Source organism: Falsiroseomonas oryzae, from assembly GCF_027856955.1.
GTDB classification, from domain to species: Bacteria; Pseudomonadota; Alphaproteobacteria; order Acetobacterales; family Acetobacteraceae; genus Falsiroseomonas; species Falsiroseomonas oryzae.
Window position 1 is genome coordinate 1 of record NZ_JAPSMD010000745.1, and the last position, 1,533, is coordinate 1,533.

The 1,533-nt window shown below is 76.1% G+C and carries 2 protein-coding genes and 1 pseudogene; 2 read left to right on the forward strand and 1 reads right to left on the reverse strand.

Annotation, left to right across the window (positions count from 1 at the left end; genetic code table 11):
- Together OZN99_RS31295 and OZN99_RS31300 are read left to right on the forward strand one after the other, a co-directional pair.
- On the forward strand, positions 1–310 hold a 310-nt coding region (locus OZN99_RS31295), incomplete at its 5' end, for a hypothetical protein (RefSeq protein ID WP_270939100.1).
- Between the two features lie 80 nt (positions 311–390).
- Positions 391–915 carry a cytochrome b gene (locus tag OZN99_RS31300; RefSeq protein ID WP_270939101.1) on the forward strand — a complete coding sequence of 175 codons (525 nt, stop codon included), beginning with the start codon at positions 391–393 and terminating at the stop codon, positions 913–915.
- Between the two features lie 172 nt (positions 916–1,087).
- On the opposite strand, the pseudogene OZN99_RS31305 reads toward OZN99_RS31300, so the two are convergent.
- A pseudogene (locus OZN99_RS31305) lies at positions 1,088–1,533 on the reverse strand (ornithine cyclodeaminase family protein); the annotation flags it as partial.

A 1,533-nucleotide genomic window follows, 5' to 3' on the forward strand; every position in this document is an offset into this window, starting at 1 on the left:
CGGGCGCTTCGGCTTCGAGCTGGAGCCGGCGGACGGCGTATGGACGGCGCGGCTCGATCGCGGGCGGCTGGACCTGGCGCTGCTCAGCCTGGCGCGCGACGCGGCCGCACGGATGGCGCCCGGCACCCGGATCGCGGCGCGGGCGGAGAACCGGCCCGAGACCGGGGAGGTCGCCCTGTGGCTGACGCTGCCGGCGGGCGCGGCACCGGAAGGCGAGACCGCCCGTCTGGTGACGGAGGCGGCCGCGGCGACCGGCGGCCGCCTGGAGAGCACGCCGGACGGGCTGGCCCTGGTCTGGCCCCGGGCGTGACATTGCGTTGCGTCAAGGACGTAGTTGCGTGACATGCGCATGTTCTCCTCCGTGCCGTCGCGCACGAAGGAGGAATGGCGATGCGCCGCTACCCCATCCCCAGCATCCTGCTGCACTGGACCATGGCCGCCGCGATCGCCGGCGCATGGCTGATCGGCCAGTTGATGGAGGAGATCCCGCGCGGCGGAGGGCGGACTACGGCGCTCGGCGCGCATGCGCTGGTCGGCCTGGCGGTCGTGGCGCTGCTGCTGCCGCGGATCCTGGCGCGTCTGGCCGGCGGCGCCCCGGACCCCGCCGGCCCCATATGGGAGCAGCGGCTCGCGGCGGCGGCCCACCTGCTGCTCTACGCGCTGATGCTGGCGGTGCCGCTGAGCGGCCTAGCCATCGCCATGTCGGGCCGGGCGCCGGTGCCGGTGCTGGGCCTGTTCGAGATTCCGCCGGCGCTGGCCGGCTTCGGGATGCGCAAGCCGCTGGAAGGCATGCACGAGGTCCTGGCCAACCTGATGCTCGGCGCGGTGGCGCTGCATGTCGCGGCCACCCTGTGGCATGCGCTGGTACGGCGCGACGGCGTGGCGCGGCGGATGCTGCCCAGCCGCGCCGGCTGATACCCGCCTGCGTCCTGGGTGCCCCGAAAACGCCTTCCGGCGCCAGCGCGGCGCCTCCGCGCCGCTCAGCTGCACCGCACTTCCGGCGGCCATTCGGCCGCGCGGCCCGCGCGACGTGGGCGGGCCGCGATCGGATCACCAGAAGGGCTCGCCGGCATGATCCGGCAGATGGTCAGCCCCCGGCGGCCAGCACCGCGGCCGCCAGGTCCTCCCCGGCCCAGCCGACGGACTTGAACACCGTGACCTCCTCGGCGCGCCTCCGTCCAGGATGCGCGCCGCGGCAGAGACCGGCGAGGTCCACCGCCACATCGGCCTCGGCGATCGCGCCCTCGGCGATCGCCTGAACCACGTCCCCGGCCTCCGCCAGGGCGCCGGCGCGGGTGTCCACCACCACCGTCGCGCGGGCCAGCAGGGCGCCGTCGCTCTCCCGCATATCGGGGCGGAAGGCGCCGACGAGGTCCACATGCGTGCCGGGGTCCACCGCCGCGCCGCGCACCAGCGGCGTCTCCGACAGGGTGGCGGCGGAGACGATGTCGAAGCCGCGCGGATCGGGCTCCGCCACCGCGCGGGCCGGCAGCCCATGCGCGGCCAGGCGCGCCGCGAGCCGGCGCGCGCTGT

Coding starts and splice junctions, on each gene's coding strand:
- OZN99_RS31300 (WP_270939101.1), top strand. CDS start 391: ATGCGCCGCTACCCCATCCCCAGCATCCTGCTGCACTGGACCATGGCC.